The sequence below is a fragment of the Paenibacillus sp. GCM10027628 genome, from assembly GCF_042676385.1.
Lineage (GTDB): Bacteria > Bacillota > Bacilli > Paenibacillales > NBRC-103111 > Paenibacillus_E.
Genome location: NZ_JBHTHA010000002.1, coordinates 910,573 through 932,994, shown reverse-complemented (window position 1 = coordinate 932,994; position 22,422 = coordinate 910,573). Strand labels below are relative to the sequence as shown.

Genomic DNA, 22,422 nt, shown 5'->3' with positions numbered 1-22,422 from the left:
GGAGCAGGTAATAAAGATTACATAGCGAAATAAAAGGGGAAAAATGGAAACGTCCAGCTCGTAGGGGGATGAAAATGGAAAAATTCTCACAGGCTGCATTTGCCCAATTATTAATTTCCGGTACGCTAGTACACGAATCCGACTTTGATGAACTGCGACAGAAGCTGAACATTACTATGTTTCCTCATGTTGTCATGCTTCTTTCGATTGATCGGTATCCCGATTTAGCCGCTTTACATCCTTTTTCCTGGAGAATGGATATAGGTAAAAAATTAGTGAGCGCTTTACATGAAGCGATAACCGTCCCTTTTCTGTGGGTGTGGGAATCGGAAGGCGTACTAGCGGTTCTCTTGGAATTAAAATCGGAAAACACACAAAATCCTACTTATAAAGAGTTAATTTTTTCTATGGTTCGGGACATTCAGAATGTAACGGATGCTAGGGGACTTTCCGTTTCCGCCGGAATTGGCACATATTATGAGAATCCTTACATGTTGCATCGTTCTTATGAGGAAGCCAAAGAATCGATGATCGATCGTTTTTTTCAAGGGAATCGCATGATTTTTCAATACGAAAAACGTAAAGTTGCAGGGGAACGATTGAAAAAAGCGGTCGCATACGAGGAAAAAATGGAATTGCTGGCACGTGTTCGAATTGGCGATGAAGAAGGTTCCGTTCAATATTTAAAAATATTACTGGAGCGACTGGCTCAGTTATACACGAATAGCGTCGACATGTTCAAAGCGGAAACTTTCGATCTCATTATGTCCTTGTGCAGGATTGTTCATGATTTCGGCGGCAATGCTTCAGAAATTTTATCCGAAAGTACAAGAGTGATTCAAGATTTGCAAAGTACGATTCGTTATGATAAATATGTCCAGAAAGTATGCGAGTTTTGGCGAAAAATGATAAAGCAATTGGAACAAGGGCATGGGCTTGAAGTGTCACCCGTCATCCGAATGGCAATCGCCCACATTAAGGAAAACCATCATCGAAAAATGTCATTGACGCAAATCGCGCAATATTGTTTTATAAGCACCCACTACTTTGCACATTTATTTAAAAAAGAAGTGGGACTCAGTTTTATTGAATATGTGAATAAAATTCGCATCGAAAAGGCGGTTTACCTCCTGGAGACAACAGATTTGACGGTCCGAGAAATAGCTCGTCAAGTCGGATTTCCAGATGCTAACTACTTTGCCCGGAAATTTAAAGTTTATATGAATGGCTGCCCGACAAATTACCGCACAGCAAAATTATACTAGAAAAATAAATGGCCCCCTTCTGTTGGAAGGGGGTTATTAGCTATAAAAGCAAGAACGTGTGTTCAATGTTACTCTTCACAACAATTTGGAATGGAATTTCAGGATAAATCTTGTCCCAGTCCTTTTCGAGCTTTTTCCACTGCTTGGGATAATTCCGATGAACGATTTCTTTAATTCCGACGAGATCGACCTTATTTTTTTTCGTATAGGCAATAAAATCCATCATTTGATCCTTCAATGACTCATTCAACTGATCTTTCCACTTTTCGATTTGTTCGGGGTCGATCTTCGTTTCTTTTTGTACCTCAGCTACATCAAAGCTAGCAAGGAGTTCTATCGTGACGCTTGGGATGCCATTTTGCAAGTTAGGTATGACTTTGGCAGAGGTATGGGTGTTTTCAAAAGAATAGGACTTATTCTTTTCTTCGGAATGAAGCGGTTCTTCTGCTTCTTTCGCTTCATTGATAGCCCGAAGATAAGATTTGGTTTTTTCAGAATCCATAAAGGAAATCAGTTTGTCTTTGGCAAAAACGTACATGCCTCCGACTCGCAAGTACGATTTCTCAGTGATAGGATGCTTATAAACATGGAGCGCCGGTATTGTCAAATCATTGTAATCATTGGTCAAGTTCTGAAAAACTTGCATTTGAGTGACTCGTTTGGTGCTTCCACTACTATTTTGCGCCTTTAGGAGCCCGGTAACCCCGATTGAGGTCAATTCTTGTTGCGGGACAACGGCTGAAAATATATCCTTTGCATTGCCGTCTGTAATGTATACATTTGTCATATTTCGAAAATGGCGCAGACGAGTGAGAATATCAAAGTGTTTCTTTAATCCTTCTTTGGCCACTTCTTTACTGAATGCAATACCGCTGATATGCCCCCATATCAAATTCCGGGTCGTATTCGCACTCAATTTCCTGGCGACTTCAAAAAGCGTTTCCCCTACTTCAGTCAGGTATACGGGCTTTCCTCTAAGTCCGGAAGGTGACTGGCCTTGTGGAACCGTCTGCGATATTTCAATGGTTACACGAATGTTGTTTTTATCTTCTTTATCGATAGCAATCGTATGAATAAGAGCTATTTCATTGAGTTCTTCCCTCCCCCAACAACCCGTCAATGTGGTTAGCATTACAATCAAGACCATGATGGAAATGATCTGCTTTGACATGTTGTTCTCTCCTCCTGTTAAGATTGTATGCTCTTTTTTTTACGCACAAGCAAGGCCACAAGCAGGACAATAGACGGAAGGTATAATTGGAAAGTTTGGAAATACCAAGGGAGCGTATTATAAATTGTCGATAATTGCACCAAGCTGGTTACTTTAAATTTTGTATGAATAAACATACAAAGAGCGATGGGGAGAATGAGCCACTGCGGTTTTTTTACGCTCAATATCTCTGAAAGACCATACACGCTTCCCATGAAATAAAAGGAGAACTTGACAAAGGTCCCCAGCATCCAAATCGTAACTACAAACATATCGATCCGATCCACAAAGTTCGCGATATTGATATTGCGGATCAGGGATAGGGTCGGATACGTAAGTTTGCCAACGGTTTCTGCTCCCAGCGTCATCGTGGACACCAAAACGATAACGCATGCAAGTGATGCAGATAATAGTATCCCTCCGGTCACGTAAATAGGCGTATGCTTTGTTTTGCGAACATGGTTCATGAACAGACAGACGATAAAAGCGTCTCCAAAGTAGGACGTCGGCGCTTCCCAGGATGAAAGCGGCTTAAATACGCCATTTTCCAAAACAGGCAATAAATATTCAGGATGATATTGATTGACCAGCAGTAAGCAAAGTAAGAGATATGCGAAAAAAATGATAAAAAAAATAACTTCATTCATCCGAGCAAGCACTTCCATACCATGGAGCACCACGTAGGAGGACAAAAGAATTGCAACGATTAAATACACAGAAAAGGGAGTGGCAGGTTCTATCGTAATAAGAAAAAAATCAGTAAACTCACGAAATACCCAGGTACATAAATCAATAAAATAAAAAATATAGGCAAAGTTTACTAGTCCCCCTATGAAGCGCCCGAGTACAATTTGGTTAGTTTGAAAAAAACTATTGCCTGGAAAAAGTTTCTCCAGAACGATAAACAATAGCATATTTATTGATCCAAAAAGTCCGAAGATGAGTGCAAAAAGCCAACCGTCTCTGCCTGTCGTCAAAGTGAGAGACTGCGGAACGTATAAAATGGTTGTGGCAATGGATAGCACGGCAAGCAGCTGCATGAACTGTCGATTTGAAATGAACTCTTTTTCCATGTACAACCACCTTATAAACGTTCTTCGTCCTATTTCTTTCCAAAGCGCATGAAGTCTTTCACTCGAAAAAGAGACGGACGTTTTTTATTCATTGTTAGCGGACGCCGCATAAATGTATCTGTACTATTGGACCAATTAAATGGTGCCATCGGAGAAAGATAGGGCACACCGAAGGATCGCAGAGAGGTTAAGTGAGTGAAGATGAAAATGGCAGCTGCCATCAAACCCACATAGCCCAAGACTCCTGCAGAGAGGATGACAATGAAACGAATAAAACGAACTGCGTAGGCTGCGCTGGTGGCAGGAATCGTAAACGAGCAAATGCCTGTAAAAGCAACAAGAATAACCGTCTCTGGAGAGACAATTCCCGCCTGTACAGCCGCTTGCCCCAAAACAAGCGCACCCACAATACTCACAGCGGAACCAACTTGTTTGGGCAAACGAATCCCTGCTTCGCGTAAAATCTCAAATACGGCCTCCATGATCAGCACTTCGACTATCGTAGGATAAGGGACAGGTTCGCTTCCTTGAACGACACTCATTAATAATGGTGTCGGGAGGAACTCAGGATGGAAGGTTACCGTCGCAATGTAGAAAGCTGGCAAGAACAATGTAATAAAGGTGCAGATAAACCGTAAGATCCTAAGAATCGTTGAGACATGATAGCGCCAATAATAATCTTCACTCACCTGAAGCGATTGAAAAAAAACAAATGGGACGAGCAAAGTCCCCGGCACCGCATTTAACATGATGGCGACTCTTCCGTCGAGCAACGCGCCCGCCACTTTATCCGGTCGCTCCGTGGTTTCGATGAGAGGAAATAGAGTTATCCTGTTATCCGTCAACCATTCTTCCAAATAGTTGATATCTACAATGTCTTCATAAGGAATGTTTGAAATCCGCCTATGCACCTCTTGCAAAATTTTATCGTTAACGATACCTTGAAGGGATAAAATTGCAATCGTATTTTTCGTATATGTACCTAGCTTTTTATACTCCACCTTAAGCTTTGAAGAGGGGCAGTGGAACCGTACTAACGCGATATTGTTCGATAACGACTCGGAAAAACCGTCATGCGGTCCTTTGATCGTGACTTCGTTATCCGGTTCTTTCACAGATCTCGTTTGGACGGAAAACGTATCAACCGATAAAGCTTGAGATGCCCCTTCCAATAGAAACAGCGTACATCCAGCGATCAATTCTTCAACGGCTTCTTCGATGGTTTCCACACTATTTTTTGCTCTTATCTCGAGCAGCGATACCAGGTGATCTATATTTCCAGCTTCATCGTTTTTTATTTCGGGATGTTCTGCTAGCTTATTTAACAAGTCGGTCGGATCAGCAAGACCTCCTAAATACAAGATACCCATAACGCGGTTGTTCCCGGACTCGATTTTTTTTACAACCAAATCTTCCGTACTGCACAAATCCGCTTTAATCGCATCGATGCTCGCTTGCATATCGAGTTGAAAGTTCGTTGGGTTAGCATTGTTCATTTTGCGTGAAATCCACCGCCCTAGGTCAATAATGCCTATTTTTCCCTTGGGAGTTCATTTTAAACATTAATAAAACTGAATAAGAATCACTGTATTTGGAGACAGTTGAAACAGGTGATCTAAATGAAATCTTTTGTCTACTTAAACATAGCATCGGTTGTATGGACTCTGTTTCTTCTATATTATTTGCCGGGGAGCAAGCTTCTCGAGACCAATCAAAGTAACCAGTGGCTTTTTATTATTGTGAGCTTGTTGACGATTGTGCCCACGCTGCTAATGATTTATATTGCCGCATGGATAGAGAAAAGAAAAAAGGATATCCCTTAATGTATCCTTACATTTTATTCATCAATTTTAGAAAGCGCTTACCTGAAACCCGTCTCCTTTGTAATATCCCATTCATGGTCCGTTCATATTACTTCTCTACAATCGTTGATGTAAGCATGAAAATATAAAATATATGGAGGACTTCTTATGTTACCTTATGCTATCATTTTTATGACATCTGCTCTCATTTTTTATACGATTGGCGTGTGGAGCGAAAAAATTCAAGGGATTTTAAAAGGCTGGCATATCGTTATTTTTTGGATTGGATTAATTTGTGATTCCGCCGGAACAACGCTTATGAGCAAAATAGCTAAAGGCGGCTTTGCCTTCAATTTTCACGGAATTACAGGACTTTTAGCCCTCTGGCTCATGTTGTTCCATGTCATTTGGGCAACGATTGTGTTGATTCGCAAAAATAAAACCATGCTTGTGAAATTCCATAAATTCAGTCTCATAGTTTGGATACTCTGGTTGATTCCTTATATTTCAGGTCTTATTTATGGCATGATGGGATAGAATTGTTCATTAACTCTCGTACCTTTTTTAGGGCGGGAGTTTTTTCTTTTGTTAAGTTCCAAACTATTTATTAAGCTCAACCGTCTTGCTAGTGTAAAGCAGAAAAAAACACTAGTTGGAGGATATGAAAATGAAAAAGAATACGATGATCGTAACAGGAATTCTGTCCACTTTAACGTTTGGTATCGCAGCCGGGGCTTTTGCAGATAATAGTCTCACGGAGATAAAGGCATTTCTTAACCCGGCCGTTCATGTGAACGTCAGCGGGAATGAAATTGCTTTAAAGGATGAGCAGGGCAACCAACTTACGCCGCTAACGTATAATGATTCGATTTATTTGCCGCTTCGCGGTGTTGCTCAAAGTCTTGGATATCAAGTTTATTGGGATGGCACCAATCATACAGCGTTATTTCAAGTGAAAAGCGACTACCTCACGTTCCGCGAAGATGAGAAGCTGATTCAAGACAAATATGGTTACACGCTGCAAATTCCATCATCTCTCGGCGGTAAAGTAAGGCCAACCATATGGCCGCAAGAAGCACTGGAACAAGGGATTCAATCAGGGAAATTATCTCAAAAAGTGCAGAGTACCACCGATATTTTATATCTTCCGAAAAATCCGAGTTCCCCAGCGAGTTTAATGGCTACCGTTGAAGTATTTAAGCAAGCGGATTGGGCTGACGCCCCGCATGATGCCCAGGATAGGGTATTAGGTTCGAAAGGGAATTACGTATATATTATACATAATGAACAGAAGAATCCGTTTGACCCGCAAAGCGATGATTATCCGATCTATCAACAAGTCGTAAATCAATTGTCAGATAACGAATACTACTTGATTTTGAACCATGCCGCTACAGGGGATCCCTCTATCGCATCTCAATTAATCGGGAAATGGACTGAACAACAAAAGGGTACTTTAATGGAGCTTACAGCCGATGGCGTCTTATATCGCGCAGGGGTAGCAGTAGGGAACTATTTAATATTGGATTCAGAGCATATGAAGTTAGTAGCAGATAAACAGGTATCGACTGTTCCATTCAAAGTAGATGGAGATATTCTTGTAATAGCGGGACAGACGTTTAAAAGAAACAATTAAAACTTAAACGAGGAAAAAGCAGCATTCCTTTATAAAGGGATTCTGCTTTTTTTGTGAATCGATTTGGAAACATTTTATTTAGAAATTCTCCAAACTTTTTATTAAACTCATACGTCTCAGTGAAGTAAAAGAAAAAGCCGACACATGGGTAACATAAGGAGAGTTATAGTTTCATGATGAGGAGCAATATAGAAAACTTACTGATTACATGTATAACCGAACATAAAGAAAATGCATACCGATTAGCATACAGTTACGTAAAAAACGCGGAAGATGCTCTCGACATTATTCAGGAATCCATACAGAAGGCGTTTGAATCATTAGGCAAACTAAAAAATCCAGCATCCGTGAAGAGCTGGTTTTACAGGATTGTGGTGAATACTTCTTTGGACTTCTTAAGGAAGCAGAAGAGGATCCAAGTGGTAGACGAGCAGGTACTGGAATTCTATGGTCAAGCTAGTGACGACGTCTATCAAGATATCGATCTGGAAAGAGCTATGGATGAATTGCCCTCTATATATCGGAGCGTCATTGTGCTTAGATATTTCGAAGATTTAAAAATAGAAGAAATCGCCGAGGTGTTAAATGAAAATTTAAACACCGTAAAAACACGCCTGTATCAAGGACTTCGATTGCTGCGGGTTAAAATGGATGATAAGATGCTGCAGGAGGTACAGTGAAATGGACGATAAATTAACGAAATTGAAACAACAGCATATGGATATTCCGATTCCGAAGGAATTGGATTTCATCGTAAAAAAAGCAATTAAACAAAATAGAAAAAAAACGACAAATTTCAATGTATGGGCTGGAATCGCTGCAGCGGCCATTCTATTCGTAGCAGGGATTAATGCCAGTCCCGCAATTGCAAATGCCCTCTCGGAAGTTCCTATCGTGGGCAGCCTTGTAAAGGTGCTTACAATCAAAACATATCAGATAGACGATGGGAATTTTAAGGCGAATATTGAAGTGCCGGCCATTACGAATTTAGACAATAAAGCTTTGGAAAACACATTGAATCGCAAATACCTGGAAGAAAGCAAAAAGCTGTACCTCGAGTTCGCTGCCGGCATGGAAAGCTTAAAGAAAAATGGCGGAGGTCATGATGGTGTGGACAGCGGCTATGTAGTAAAGACCGATAATGACCAAATACTATCCGTGGGGAGATATTATGTTAATACCGTAGGTTCTTCCTCAACTACATTCAAATACGATACGATTGATAAGAAAAATCAGCTTTTGATCACCTTGCCCAGTTTGTTTAAAGATGATCGCTATATAAGCTTAATAAGTGAAAACATTAAAATGCAAATGAAGGAACAGATGAAGAATGATCCTTCGAAGTATTATTATCTTGCCGGTGAACCCAAACCGTACAATAAGATTTTTGAAGCGATTGCTGCTGATCAAAGCTTTTATATCAATAATGAAGGCAAACTTGTGATTACGTTTAATAAATATGAGGTAGGTCCAGGATCCACAGGGGTACCGGAGTTTACGATCCCGACAAGCGTGTTATCCGATGATTTAGTCAGCAACGAATACATTAAATAAACTTTTCCGGGATGGGGGGGGCTTTCCTATCGATCATATTATTAGAAAAGAATAAAAATTAAAAAAATATATTATTTTTTTTTCTTCATGTGTTATTCTAGATAAATATAATTTTTTGAGGTGAAGACGATGCAGTTAACTGATGACAAAAAAGTCCTTACAACATTTTCAAGGTCAAATCCGTTTCAAGCGAAAGTTCTCAAGAATGTAAATTTAAATGGTGCCGGTTCTAGTAAAGAAACTCGGCATCTCGAGTTATCGTTAAAAGAATCGGGCCTTTCGTATCTCCCAGGCTATGCGCTTGGCATTTTCCCGCAAAATGATCCCGAACTAGTGGCTTCGCTTCTTGAGGAAATGAAGTGGGATGAAGAAACGGAAGTTATGATTAATAAGGAAGGTGACACACTTCCACTGAAGGAAGCGTTAACCACTTACTTTGAAATTACGCTGCTGTCGAAAAAGATTTTACAACAGGCCGTGGAATTCACAGAAAACGAAGAGCTTCGAAATCTTTTGTTAGCTGAACATGCAAACCAACTGAAAGAATATACCAACGGGCGTGATTTGCTTGATATGTTACGCGATTTCGGTCCATGGAAAGCTTCAGCTGGGGAATTGGTGTCTCTTTTAAGAAAAATGACGCCACGTCTCTATTCAATTGCAAGCAGCATTGCCGCTCATCCTGAGGAAGTGCATCTAACCATCGGTGCTGTACGCTATATGGCTCATGGACGCGAACGGAACGGAGTTTGTTCTGTTTTAGTTGCTGAACGCCTTGAAGAAGGTGATACGCTTCCAGTATTTATTCAGCCCAATAAACACTTCCATCTGCCAGAGTCACAAGATAAAGACATTATTATGGTTGGTCCAGGGACAGGCATTGCGCCATTCCGTTCCTTTATCGAAGAACGTGCAGTGAATGAAGCAACAGGCAGATCATGGCTATTTTTTGGAGACCAGCGTTCAGCGACGGATTTCCTTTATCAGGACGAGTTGGAGAAATATCAAAAAGATGGAGTTTTGACAAAAGTAGAGGTTGCGTTCTCTCGTGATACGGAACAAAAAGTATATGTACAACATAAAATGCTCGAGAACAGCAAACAATTGTTTGAATGGCTAGATAACGGAGCATACTTCTACGTTTGTGGAGATAAGCAAAACATGGCGAAAGATGTCCACAACGCACTTATTGATGTCATTGAAAAAGAAGGCAAGATGACCCGCGAAGCAGCCGAAGCGTATCTAAACGATATGCAAGAGCAAGGGCGTTACCAACGTGATGTGTATTAAAATCTATGGTTTTTAGTAAAAGAGTGACTTTATGCCGCAATCAGCGGTCATTTGGAGTCACTCTTTTTTTTAGTCGCATTTCTGATTGCTTTCTCCGGCTGTATGCAATAATTGCGACAATAGCCCGTAATAGTTCAATTCAACAAAAGAAAGAAGCCGTGCAACAATTGCGCCTTGTAAGCGACAGATTATTAATCGTAAATTGCGAATAGTAAGTTAGAAACTTTGCGCAAGCAACAAGAGGAGGTGAGAGATGAGGATTGTACCGAAGCAGGGAGGTTTGAAAGCGCTTTAAAAATACGGAGTAGTTGAAGGAGGTATTTTATTGTGTCAACCATGAGGAAACGTATTCAAAAGAGTTTGAGCAGAAGGTTAAAAATCACGCTAGCACTTTTGTTTTTCTTGGCACAGTTTTTCTCGTTCGGCAATCTATCGTTTTTTGACGAGACCAAAGCTTTGGCAGCAAGTCAGACCGCCATTCAGTCAACCAAATTGAGCGTGACAGTCGATGATTCTTTCCCTAGAATTATCCAATACCAATGGTTGGGGTCAGGAACGTCTAACGGTTCCGTATTTTACGGAAATGAAGACACGTTGAGTCAGGTCAAAATTAACGGAACAGCATACACACCAACTGTAACTAGTGTTACAGCAGGGGATACGATAACTTATACACTGAACATTTCAAGTATAGGGGTAACCATGACGATGTATCTCAAGGTTACCGACAACGTAGTCGAATTCAAGGTAAGCGATATTACCGAAAGCGGCACGACAAAAGTCATGACCTTTGAAATTCCGAACCAAAATCTGATATCCATTCGGGACAATCAGCCTAATGCACAAGAAACAGGGGTTGATGTCAAAGGCTCCGTCAATTACGATGACAATTCCAAGGAGGAATTTAACACATTATCTACCAAGGCCGTTGACGCAAACCCGGTGGCCAAATCTTATCTTATTTTGAATACCGATAAGCTTGCTGCAACGATGTATAATAACAGCATTAATCTTACGCCGGCCACGGGCAGCAAAATTCTCGGCGACAAGTATGAAGCCAGATACTACTATCAGACAGTGAATAAAACCGGTTATAAGAGAATGGGCGCATGGAACAATACTTGGACTTACAGAGAAGTGCCGATGGAAATTATGGAGCTTCCATACGCTAAGATTGCCATTACACCCGATGCCAACAATGATGGTGCGGTAGATTGGCAGGATGGCGGTATTGCCTACAGACAGATCATGAAAATTCCATACGGTGCTGACACGATCAAGAAGAGCTTTGCGCATATCGCTTATACGCGGGCAAGTCTTGCGCAGTGGCCATTTTTGAGAACGCTGGATATGGTAAAGAAAATTTCCCTTTATACCGACGGCTTCGGACAGTTCCTGGAATACAAGGGACATCAGGCTGAAGGCCATGATTCCAACCATCCAGATTACGGCATCAACATCAATAAGAGGGCAGGGGGACTTACAGATCTCAACTATTTTGTTAATGAGGCTGCTAAATATAACACAAGCGTAGGGGTACATATCAATGCTACCGAGGCTTATCCGGAAGCCCGTTACTACAGTGAAGATCTTCTTAGACAGCCGCACGTACCCGGTTGGAATTCGCTCGACCAGGCGTACCTAATCGACCAGTACAAGGATGCCACCAACTTTGGGAGTCACGGATTGGTTGACAGGCTCGCCGAACTTAGACAAAATGTTCCCGGCCTGAAGTGGGTTTATGTGGATGTATATTATTTTCAAGGTTACCCGGAGTGGAAGCTCGGAACAGAATTAAATAAGAACGGTTGGGCTGTGGGCACGGAGTTTCAAGGCGCTTTAGAAGATTATGCGGTATGGAATCATGTTCCGCAGATGAAGAGCCAGGTCGTAAGGTTTATAAAGAACGGCGTTGCAGATTCGTATGGCTTTAACCCGATGCTGTTGAAATCAAGGCATGCGGGCTCCATGGGCTATGGCGATGACGGCAATGACGACCAAGGGAATAACACAGGTCTCACAAGCCAAATGCAAATTTTCTACACGAACAACTTGCCAATGAAGTACATGCAAAACTTTGACATTATGAAATGGTCGAGCAACCGAATTGACTTTACGAACAATGTTTATGTCAAACAAGTCACTTCGGATCCGAATCCTGTTGTAGAGCTGTATAAGGATAACAAGAAGATTGCTACATACCAAAATAATTACAATACTTCAACCTACGAAATTCAAAATTTAGGCGCCAAAGTGTTTATTCCTTGGGATCCTCAGAATGAAACGAAGATCTATCACTATAACACGGCTGGAGGAACAACTACTTGGGATCTTCCAAACAGTTGGGCCGGGATGAGTATAGTGAAGTTGTACCAGTTATCCGATACTGGTAAAACTTTTGTGAAGGACCTTACGGTAACGAATGGTCAGGTAACGATTGACGCAGCAGCGAATACGCCTTATGTCGTCTACAAAGGTGAGCAAACGAACCCAGTCATGATTTGGGGAGAAGGCGGATTTGTGAAGGATCCGGGTTTCGACAGCCATGACTTATCGCCGGCAACCTCAGCATGGACTACAGCGTCTTCTGGCGGAACCACGAGCCATATTCAGATCGTGAATAGCGACGTTGGCGAGACCTTTTTGAATGTGAGCGGAAACAACGGCGCGGATGCGACATTGAGCCAGACCATAACAGGGCTGACCCCGGGCAAGACCTATCAGCTTTCTGCGTGGATGGAGGTTAATGGAAGGACTGGAACGATCGGCGTCAAAAACTATGGCGGTCCTGAAGTTACTAACACGATGGAAAAATCAGAACTTACGAACCAGATCTATAATACGCTAAGGTTCAATCGGAATAAAATGCAGCGAATCAAGCTTGAATTTACAGTGCCGGCTAATTCAACGAGTGCGAACATTTACTTCACTGCAAATGCAGGGACGCCTCAATCTTATATGTACCTGGATGACGTACGTATTGTAGAAATGAATACGACGCCATTTGGAAGTCACTATTTCTTCGAAGACTTTGAGAGCAATGACGAAGGCATAGGACCTTTTGTACAGACCAAGATGGTAGGACGTATCCACAGGTCGGAGACTCATAGCGGTTTTACGACCGATACGATCCACGGCAATTATTCATTGAAGATGCGTCAGACCACTTCAACGGAAACTGGCGAATACATGAGGACTGTGCCGTACAACGTCAAGCTGCAACCAAATACGATGTACAAAGTCAGCTTTAACTATTTGCTTGGTTCGCAATACAATGGTGCATATTCTGTTGCTATTATGGGGAACAACGGTTCAACTACTTTGTCTAACGTAGCGCTTCCTTCATCGGTTAGCGATACCGTATATTCAACATTTACGAAGACTTTTGTCACAGGAAATGATGACAGTACCTACATCTCGTTTATTAAGAACGGTGGAGGGATGATCGACTTTGTCATCGATGACTTTGCGATTGACGTTGTAACAACAGCGCCGGCTCTGGCCGTACCAACAGGATTGAAAGCGACTCCTTTAAGCCCGTCCCAGATCAGCGTAAGCTGGAATGAGACGGATCTAGCAACCGGATATGACTTGGAGGTAGATGGTCAAGTAGTTTCACAAGCTATGTACCCTTACATGCATTCCGGGCTGGCTCTAAATTCTACCCATACCTACAGAGTAAGGGCTAAGAACGCTACAGAGACGACGGATTGGAGCGCACCTGTGAGCGCTACGTCATTGAATGCGATTTCAATCGTAGCGGTAGCGGATTCATTTGTACGTGACGGCGGGTCGGCGGATACTAACTATGGTGCTGATCCGACAACTTCGGTCAAGTGGGATGCACTCGGTTATAACCGCGAAGCATTCTACAAATTTAACTTGAATAGTATGCCGGCTAATGTGAGTAGTGCAAAAATTAAACTGTATCCAACGACGGCCGGTTCAGTATCGCCTGGGATTAATGTTGAGCAAGTTCAGAATAATTGGAGCGAGTCTGCGATTACTTGGAACAACAAGCCTGCAGTAATAGGGGCCAAATTGAATGCAAGTCCGATTATGCCTGTGCTTAATACTGCATTTGTCATTGATGTGACGAATATCGCCAAGAGCGCGCTTGCAAGCCAAGATAAAAACATATCCATAAAATTATCGAATGCGCTTCTGAGAGGCGGATCTGCAGATAGTCAGTTTGCGACTAAAGAGAATAGCATGTCCCAGTACTGGCCGGTGATCGAGTATACCGCACCTGGAAGCATTATTGGCAAGGTTGTAGACAGCAATAATAAGCCGGTTTCCGGGGCAGCTGTGACCGCATCTGTATCCAGTTCAGTATATGGTTCAGTTTATACGGCAATGGACGGAACATATTCCATAACGAATATACCGTCAGGCTCTGGCTATACCGTAACGGCAAGTAAAGAGGGGTACGTGGACGCAACACGCTCGAATGTTATTGTGCCGATGGGGGATGCTACTAGCCTTGATATGACGCTTATCCCGCTGGTTAGCCCACCGTCAAACAATGCGGATCTGCAAGCACTGAGCCTTTCGAGCGGACAATTGAATCCTGCCTTTGCAGCGGGGACGACTTCATATACTGCGAATGTGGGAGGCGATGTGAGCAGCATCAAAGTAACCGCTTCGGGTTCTGATTCCCATGCTACATTGACCGTGAACGGTCAGCCAGTTGTGAGCGGACAAGAAAGCGGTTTGATTAGTCTGAATACGGGTGACAATGCGATTAATATCGTAGTAACGGCGCCGGATTCTACGACGAAAACGTACACGGTGAACGTGCACCGCGCGATTGCTCCGCCGGAAACACCAGTTCTTAATAATGTCGTAACCGGTAATGGTAAGTTAACGTTGGATTGGACGCAATCTTCCAGATCAGCAGGTTATAAAGTCAAATACGGAACAGCCAGCGGTGTGTATACAAAATCGGTCGATGCCGGCAATGTGAACAGCATGACCGTTGAGGGACTTCAAAATGGAACAACCTATTATTTCGCCGTCAGCGCCTATAACGCAGGTGGAGAAAGTGGTAATTCCAATGAGAAGATAGGAACACCTGATGGTACTCCACCGACTACCGCAGTTAGCTTGAATGGTGCAAAGGGCTCTGGCGACTGGTTTACTTCTAATGTTACAGTGACGCTTGTAGCTCAAGATGATAATTCCGGTCTAGCGTCTACCGAATATTCTTTATCCGTATCGCAGAATGTTTACGGGCCGCAATCGACCAATGGATTCGTGCCGTATACGGCTCCGCTCTTACTTGGTGATGGGATTTATCAGCTGCAGTATCGATCGACGGACCGCGCCGGAAATGTTGAAGAATCCAAAGCGATGACGGTCAGTGTCGATCAAACGGCGCCAACCATCGTGCTCACTGCAAATGGCAGTCCGCTTACGGATGGGGCAACATTCCAGGATAATCAGTTGATCGCGTTCAATATGCAAGCAGAAGATCAATTGTCCGGAATCGCATCGCAATCGATGAGTATAGATGGCGTTGTAAGTACGGCGGCACAACAAAATGTGAGCTTTGAAGGGAAATTAGGAAGTCATACGATTCAAATGATCGTAACGGATCGGGCTGGAAATGTGAAGACAACCCAGATTACCGTGAATATCACGACAAGTGTAAGTGCCACGCAGCAGCTGATCGCTAAATTTTTGGCATCAGGTGATATAAGCGGCCCACTCGGGACTCAAATTACAAACAAATTTACTCAGTCGCTAGACCAATACAGCAAGGGGCATATAGATCAGGCGATCAAGCATATGCAAGATGTCCTGGAGCATATCGAGAAAGCGAAGCAGGGTGAAATTTCTGACCATGCAAAGCAAGTCTTGACAACAGATGCCAATGCCATAATTACGACTTGGTCCAAATAACTCGATTTTATGTACGCGATCGGGAGCAGTGCTCCTGCTCGCGTTTTTTCTCCATATTTTCCGCTTGAAACCGCAATCAAATGCGCTCGCAAAAATTGTGCCTTGCTCGCGACAATAGGCATCGGTTAAACTACCTATACTTACGCGTTATTGCAGCACAGAGAGGTGAACTTTTCAGGTGAAAATTAGGGACTTATTTTCCAAACGGAAAAAATCGATGCTGAGGAAAATGATCATCGTCTCGCTTTTTATTTCGATCGTGCCGACGGTTATCACTGGACTGGGCAGCTATCTGTATGCCTCGTCCGTTGTAGAAACCGAAGTTAACAAAGCTAATTACCAGATTTTGAAGACCGCTTCCGATAATGTGGATAAAAAACTGCAGACGATTCAGATCAATTTGTTGCAAATTTTGAACTCTCCTTATTTTCTCACGGATTACAACGCGGATTTGAAAGTTGATCAGATTGACTTCTTTAGTAAAGTTTATAAGATACTGGGGGCTTTTCAAAATACGAACCAGGATTTGCGCGAACTCGCGCTCTATATCCGGGATATCGCGTATATCTCCCCGACGAACGGGACGATCAGACCTGATGGTTTAAGTACGTCAGTTCGGGACAAATTAGATCATGAATTGCAAGATAATTACAGGATTCGTTGGTTGAATGAGATATTTCCAGTGACCCGCAATACCGATACAGACAGAGGCGTTACACTGGTAAATAAGTTTCCTCTCGGCAGCAATGATCCGATTGGACTTGTCATCGCGTCAGTAGATCCGCGTCAATTCCGTGAAATCATCGGCGATTCGACTGTCTATAAAGGGCAATTCATGTTCGTTGTCAGCGATTCGGGGAAGTTAGTTACAACGACATCGGACGAGATTCAGCCAAGCAATTTCTATGAGAGCATTTTGCAGGCAGGTGAAGGGAAGTCCAAGTATAATTTTAATTGGAATGGAACAGCCTATCTGGTTACAAGCATCGCTTCAAACTACAGTCATTGGAAATATATCGATGTGATTCCAGTGAAAGAATTGAACGCCAAGTCTAGAGGCATTGCGTACATGACGATGGGCATTGTCTTCTTTTTCATCCTTGTCAGCGTTGGCGGGTCATTCTTCGGCAGCCGAAAAATTTACCGACCTGTAGAACGATTGCTGGCTAGCATCAGAGGTGATTCCGGTACGGAGATTGATTCCGATGAGATGGGTTTCGTCCATCGAAATTGGCTGGAACTCAAAGATACGGCATCTCAACTAAGAAAAGAGCTTTCACATCAACTGCCGATCATTCGCGAGTCTTTCGTCCTGCAGCTGCTGCAAGGGCAATTTGCACATTATACCAACAAGCAGTTAGGCGAACAATTGAAGCGCTATCAGCTTCCGGATCAAGTGGAGTTCGCTGTGCTTTCGATTGCGTTCGATATGGATGCGGCCCATGAGGGGAAATTCCGTGACAGTGACAAAGAGCTTATGCTCTTCTCCATGAAAAATATTATTGACGAATTTATTCCTCAGAGCGGCTGGCGAGGAGTTACGGTCAATGTATTCAATGACAGCCTGGTTTCATGGTTATGGAGTGTACCGGAAAGTCCGGAAGCGGACAAGGAGGAACCTGATTTCATTGCTTTCGCGGAAAACATGCGGCATATACTCTCGAACTATTTGCATCTCCCAGTGACGGTCGGGCTGAGCGGGATCGGTTATGAGACGAAGGAAATGCCGGTGTTGTACCGACAAGCGATGTTCGCACTTGAGTCGCGTATCATTTCGGGGAGAAATAAAGTGCTGCATGACGAAGGAAGCCTGGTCAGCGAGAGCAGCTACCCCGTGGAGCTGGAACAACATTACGAGAATTCGTTGAAACTCGGCAATCAAGAGGAAGCGGAGCGCATGTTGAACGACTTCATGGAGACCGTTAGAAGGCTGGCGAGATCACCAGAGGGCGTGCTTCTCTATTACAATCAGCTGCTTGCCGCTACGATGAGAACGGCTTACAGCTTAAAAGTGGAGCCGAAGCAACTGTTCGAACAATACGATCCTTATACGCATTTGCGCAAGTTGAAGAGTATCGAGGATATAAACACATGGTTTGTGACAGCGCTGATTTCACCAATTATAAATGCCGTTCAGGGAAATCGGCATGGCGAGTATGAACGAATGGTGATGACTGCTGTAAGCTTCATTCACGACAATTATCATCGGGATATCTCGCTTGAAGAATGCGCAGATTACTGCGGTGTCAGCACGTTCCAGATTAGCAAATGGTTTAAGAAAATCATGCAGACTGCCTTTATTGACTATTTGACGGAATACCGTATTGAGAAAGCAAAGCAAATATTAGCCGAAACCGATTTGCCGGTCAGCGAAGTATCTCATCTTGTCGGATATCAGCGTCAAAATTTTATGCGCGTCTTCAAAAAACAGGTCGGGACGACTCCCGGACAGTATAGGGAATCAGTCAAAACATAAGTATGCTTGCAGGATTAAGTCCTGCAAGCATTATTTTTTTGACATTATAGAATTTATAAAAGCCCAGTTGTGAAATTTGCAGCTTGGTGACGGGTGAAGACAACTCACTCCTGAAGATGGGGAACTGACGGAGGAAAGCCGTATTCGGGAAATCTGCATGTTCGGTTCAAGACTCCCGGCTCAGATGCAAAAAGTACATGTATTTTGCAGAGAAATTGCAAAACAAGGCCATCGTCCTGCAAAACATACAGGTCAAAAGTGTGCGAATCACTTAAATTAGCCTAAATTGAGTAAATGACCTGCAGGAAATGCAGGTGATAAGTCGATTACATAGATTTTCAGCTGATTATCATGTAGGAATTGCATGTCGCTAAATGTGACAGGATTCACATGAAGAGAGTTTTGTTCTGTGATAAGTCGAATTATGTCGAATGTCGTATCTTTTGTTTCAGGCGTTCCCGCTGCCGCAAGGATAGCGACATGGTCTGGATTAGCCTTGGTTTGACTGGTTTACGCCTCTGCGCAATAATTGCGTCTTGCAGGCTACAAAGCATGAATCGTATATTGCAAGTATGAAATCTGCGCTTGCAGCTACGAGAGGTGACGAAGTATGACATTATGGTTAAGGGGCTGGGGCGCAGCCCTCAAACGAGACAAGTATTTGTATTTATTAATGACGCCAGGGCTTCTCTTTTTCTTCATCTTTAAATACGGACCCATGTGGGGATTGTCGTTAGCGTTCCAAAACTACTCTCCGTTCCTCGGGTTCTGGAAGAGTGAGTGGGTAGGCTTCAAATATTTCAGTGACTTCTTAACAAATCCTGATTTTTTTAAGCTGCTACGGAATACGCTAGCGATTAGTTTCCTAAACATCCTGTTCTTTTTCCCGGCACCGATCGTCTTGGCATTGATGCTTAACGAAGTGCGCCGTGTAAGGTTTAAGAAATTTGTGCAAACGGCGATCTATTTGCCTCACTTTGTGTCATGGGTCGTCATCGCAGGTATATCCTTTATTTTGCTAAGCAAATCCACAGGGGTCGTTAACGGGCTGATTGCTAATGCTGGCGGGACGAAAATTGACTTTCTGACGAATGCGAATACGTTCTGGATGTTATTGACATCGCAAAGTATTTGGAAAGATGCCGGATATGGGACAATCATTTTCCTGGCGGCGCTGACCAGCATCAATCCCGAACAATACGAAGCGGCTCAGATCGACGGAGCAAGCAGGTGGAAACAGCTGATATACATCACGCTGCCGGGGATTAAGTCTACTATCATTGTACTACTCATTCTGCGATTAGGATCGGTTATGGATGTAGGTTTCGAGCAGGTCTATCTGATGAGCAGCGCTCCTGTAGAAAGTATTGGCGACGTCTTCGATACGTATGCATACCGCGTTGGTGTTCAGCAAGGGAGATTCAGCTTTGCAGTGGCTGCAGGCATGTTCAAATCGATTGTTGGCTTTATATTAGTTGTCGCGGCCAACCGTATCGCAAAGAAAATGGGCGAGGAAGGAGTGTATTAGGATGGATCGTTCCTCCAAATGGTTAGATGTTTTCATCTATACAATATTGTTTTTGTTTTCGCTCTGTACCGTATTGCCGTTCATCTACATTACGATCGTATCCTTCACGGATCCGCATGAGTTTTTGACGACACCGGTGATGCTGTTCCCGAAGTCATGGAGTTTAGCTTCGTACCGTTACATCTTGTCGTCGGGACAATTCATTAATTCCTTCTTCATTACAACAATGCTTACGATTATCGGTACGATCTGTGCGGTCTTGGTGACGGCAGGATTGGCGTACGGTTTATCGCGCAAGAGATTGAAAGGCAGAAATTTCATCCTGACAGCGGTTTTATTCACCATGTTGTTTAATCCGGGTATCATGCCTAACTATATGTTGATTCGAAGTCTAGGTCTATTGAACAGTTTCTGGGCGCTGTTGCTGCCCGGGTTAGCGACTGCTTTTTACGTACTGCTCATGAAAAGCTTCTTCCAAGACGTTCCTGCTGAGCTGGAGGAATCAGGAACAATTGACGGCTGTTCGGATATCGGAATCTTTTTCCGGATTATTCTCCCGATTTCGCTGCCGGTTATTGCGGCATTCAGTTTATTTTACGGTGTCGCGTATTGGAACACTTATTTCAATGGAGTGCTTTACATCAATAAGGACACGCTGCGCCCTCTGCAAGTAGTATTGCAGCAAATGCTGGCAGCAAGTTCTACTCCTGCCGATGTTTCCGAGGCCTCTGCGTCTGTCATACCGGCGGATACGGTGAAAATGGCGGCAGTTGTTATTACAGCAGTTCCGATCGTCATGGTGTATCCGTTCCTTCAGAAGTATTTTGTCAAGGGCTTAACGCTTGGCTCGGTGAAGGGCTAAATAATATTTCTTGAGAGGGGGGATGCCGATTTTTAGAAATGGTCATAAAGTTAACAGATTCTCAAAGGCGGGCAGCAACGTACAAAAGAGAAATAGAGGAGGCAACAACCTATGAAAAAGTATTTGAAAATGTCGGGCCTTACGGCAACAGTGGCACTTATGCTTGTAGCAACTGCATGCGGCAATTCAACGAAGTCGGGCGACACTCAACCGTCGGCGTCTACAAAGGCAGCGGATACCAAAGGGCCTACTGAAATCACGATTATCTCACCTACTTACAATGATGCGCCTAAAAATGATTTGGAATCCCTTCAACAAGTCGACCAGAAGCTCAATGTTAAAATCAATGCTACTTATGTTCCATCGAATAATTACGATGATAAAGTTAACGTCATGCTGGCGTCGAACGACTTACCGGATGTGACGGTTGTGTGGGACATTACGAAGCAAAATTGGGCGCAAGCGCTGGGGCAAGGCGCATTCTGGGATTTAACGCCATATATCAAGAACTATCCGAACTTATCCAAGATTGATCCTAACATCTATAGCGCACTTTCGTTTAACGGCAAAACGTTGGGGGTACCTCGGGTTAGACCGCTCGATGGTCATGAATCGCTTATTGTTCGTAAGGACTGGCTTGACAAGTTAGGTCTGCAGGCGCCTAAGACGACCGAAGATTTGTATAAAGTTATGGAGGCGTTTACGAAAAACGACCCGGATGGCGATGGCAAACAGGACACTTACGGCTTTGCTTCGTATGCGACTCCAGGCGTTCAGGGATACCTGTTCTCGATGTTTGGTTCCTCTACAGCTACTACCAATGCCATTGCGCAAGGATGGGCCAAAGACAGCTCGGGTAAGTTGATTCCTGCCTTCTCGACTCCTCAGATGAAAACGGCGCTTACTTACTGGAGCAAAGCATTCAAAGATGGATTAATCGTTCCGGATTATCCGGTTATGAAGGCTCAGCAGTTAAAAGATATGTTTATTCAAGGCAAAATCGGGATGTATTTTGGCAATATTTACGACATTTACAATACGCCAAACGTGATCAAAGAGCTGCAAAAAGTAAATCCGAAAGCGGACGCAGTCGCTTATGAGCTTCCTGCGGCTCCGGACGGCAAACATTACTATGAACAAAGCACAGGTTCTTTCGGTCAATTGATGATCAGCAAGAAAGTTCCTGAGGACAAAATGAAGAAAATTTTGGAGCTCATGGATTATGGTAACACATTGGAAGGCTGGAAGCAGATCCAATTTGGTGTGAAGGACAAAGATTATACGGATACGAGCAATCCTACCATCGTTGTTCAAACAGATGCCGGTAAAGCCAATCAGTATCCAAACCCTGGTCAATGGATTCCAGGTTACTTTAACAAATACACCAGAGCTGAGAATGGTGACATGACGCCAGAAGTCATTAAGTACAACCACGACCTCGTCGATTCCATTAACAAGTCTTCTGTTCCGGACCCGTCTTTCGGTATTAATGTACCGACAAACGTGGAGAAAGGCGCAGACTTCATGAAGAAAATTTACGATAACGAAATCAATACCCTTGTAGGCAAAAACAGCTTGGATGATTGGGATAAGTTCGTCAAATCGATGCAGGATGACGCTTCGTTCCAGAAGCTGGTAAAAGAAGTAAACGATGCTTATAAAGCTAAGAGTGGCAAGTAATAAAGGTAAGTAATGAAGTAGGGCTTAACGGCGGGTGATCGTCTTGAAGAAAGCTGGTCACCCAGCCGTTATACATAAGCCAACTTATAGAAAGGGGGCTTTATAAATTAATGAAAGCGCTTTTATGCGCTGGACAGCTTAA

Annotated in this window: 14 protein-coding genes; 11 read left to right on the top strand and 3 right to left on the bottom strand. The window is 43.2% G+C overall.

Annotation, left to right across the window (positions count from 1 at the left end; translation table 11 throughout):
* Window positions 1-74 precede the first annotated feature (74 nt).
* Window positions 75-1,265 carry a helix-turn-helix domain-containing protein gene (locus tag ACFQZT_RS05105; protein WP_379297190.1) on the top strand — a complete coding sequence of 397 codons (1,191 nt, stop codon included), beginning with the start codon at window positions 75-77 and terminating at the stop codon, window positions 1,263-1,265.
* Window positions 1,266-1,305: 40 nt separating this feature from the next.
* Here the strand turns inward: ACFQZT_RS05105 and ACFQZT_RS05100 are convergent, their stop codons facing one another.
* Genes ACFQZT_RS05100 through ACFQZT_RS05090 form a run of 3 tightly spaced genes read right to left on the bottom strand, consistent with a single transcriptional unit; the run spans window position 1,306 to window position 5,044 of the window.
* On the bottom strand, window positions 1,306-2,436 hold the full coding sequence (locus ACFQZT_RS05100) for a Ger(x)C family spore germination protein (RefSeq protein ID WP_379297188.1): 1,131 nt from the start codon (window positions 2,434-2,436) through the stop codon (window positions 1,306-1,308).
* Between the two features lie 17 nt (window positions 2,437-2,453).
* On the bottom strand, window positions 2,454-3,548 hold the full coding sequence (locus tag ACFQZT_RS05095) for a GerAB/ArcD/ProY family transporter (protein WP_379297186.1): 1,095 nt from the start codon (window positions 3,546-3,548) through the stop codon (window positions 2,454-2,456).
* Between the two features lie 29 nt (window positions 3,549-3,577).
* Window positions 3,578-5,044, bottom strand: coding sequence for a spore germination protein (locus ACFQZT_RS05090; RefSeq protein WP_379297184.1), 1,467 nt, complete (start codon window positions 5,042-5,044; stop codon window positions 3,578-3,580).
* Window positions 5,045-5,518: 474 nt separating this feature from the next.
* Between ACFQZT_RS05090 and ACFQZT_RS05085 the strand changes: the two genes are divergently transcribed.
* The 10 genes from ACFQZT_RS05085 to ACFQZT_RS05040 all read left to right on the top strand — a co-directional run bounded on the left by ACFQZT_RS05085 (window position 5,519) and on the right by ACFQZT_RS05040 (window position 22,280).
* Complete coding sequence (locus tag ACFQZT_RS05085) at window positions 5,519-5,887, top strand: HsmA family protein (RefSeq protein WP_379297182.1); 369 nt, start codon at window positions 5,519-5,521, stop codon at window positions 5,885-5,887.
* 130 nt (window positions 5,888-6,017) lie between these two features.
* A complete protein-coding gene (locus tag ACFQZT_RS05080; protein ID WP_379297180.1) occupies window positions 6,018-6,986 on the top strand; it encodes a stalk domain-containing protein in 969 nt (322 codons plus the stop codon).
* A 173-nt stretch (window positions 6,987-7,159) separates the two neighbouring features.
* Window positions 7,160-7,666 carry an RNA polymerase sigma factor SigV gene (locus ACFQZT_RS05075; RefSeq protein WP_379297178.1) on the top strand — a complete coding sequence of 169 codons (507 nt, stop codon included), beginning with the start codon at window positions 7,160-7,162 and terminating at the stop codon, window positions 7,664-7,666.
* Window position 7,667: 1 nt separating this feature from the next.
* The gene (gene rsiV, locus ACFQZT_RS05070; protein WP_379297176.1) at window positions 7,668-8,540 is read left to right on the top strand and encodes an anti-sigma-V factor RsiV; all 873 of its coding nucleotides are present in this window, start codon (window positions 7,668-7,670) and stop codon (window positions 8,538-8,540) included.
* A 129-nt stretch (window positions 8,541-8,669) separates the two neighbouring features.
* Window positions 8,670-9,830, top strand: coding sequence for a sulfite reductase subunit alpha (locus ACFQZT_RS05065; protein ID WP_379297174.1), 1,161 nt, complete (start codon window positions 8,670-8,672; stop codon window positions 9,828-9,830).
* Between the two features lie 336 nt (window positions 9,831-10,166).
* The gene (locus ACFQZT_RS05060; RefSeq protein ID WP_379297969.1) at window positions 10,167-15,734 is read left to right on the top strand and encodes an endo-alpha-N-acetylgalactosaminidase family protein; all 5,568 of its coding nucleotides are present in this window, start codon (window positions 10,167-10,169) and stop codon (window positions 15,732-15,734) included.
* Window positions 15,735-15,912: 178 nt separating this feature from the next.
* Window positions 15,913-18,210: an AraC family transcriptional regulator gene (locus ACFQZT_RS05055; protein WP_379297172.1), complete on the top strand. Its 2,298-nt coding sequence runs from the start codon at window positions 15,913-15,915 to the stop codon at window positions 18,208-18,210.
* 610 nt (window positions 18,211-18,820) lie between these two features.
* Entirely contained in the window at window positions 18,821-19,738 is a 918-nt protein-coding gene (locus ACFQZT_RS05050; protein WP_379297170.1) for an ABC transporter permease, read from the top strand.
* A gap of 1 nt (window position 19,739) precedes the next feature.
* Window positions 19,740-20,600 carry a carbohydrate ABC transporter permease gene (locus tag ACFQZT_RS05045; RefSeq protein WP_379297168.1) on the top strand — a complete coding sequence of 287 codons (861 nt, stop codon included), beginning with the start codon at window positions 19,740-19,742 and terminating at the stop codon, window positions 20,598-20,600.
* A gap of 111 nt (window positions 20,601-20,711) precedes the next feature.
* Window positions 20,712-22,280 carry an extracellular solute-binding protein gene (locus tag ACFQZT_RS05040; RefSeq protein WP_379297166.1) on the top strand — a complete coding sequence of 523 codons (1,569 nt, stop codon included), beginning with the start codon at window positions 20,712-20,714 and terminating at the stop codon, window positions 22,278-22,280.
* Window positions 22,281-22,422 lie beyond the last annotated feature (142 nt).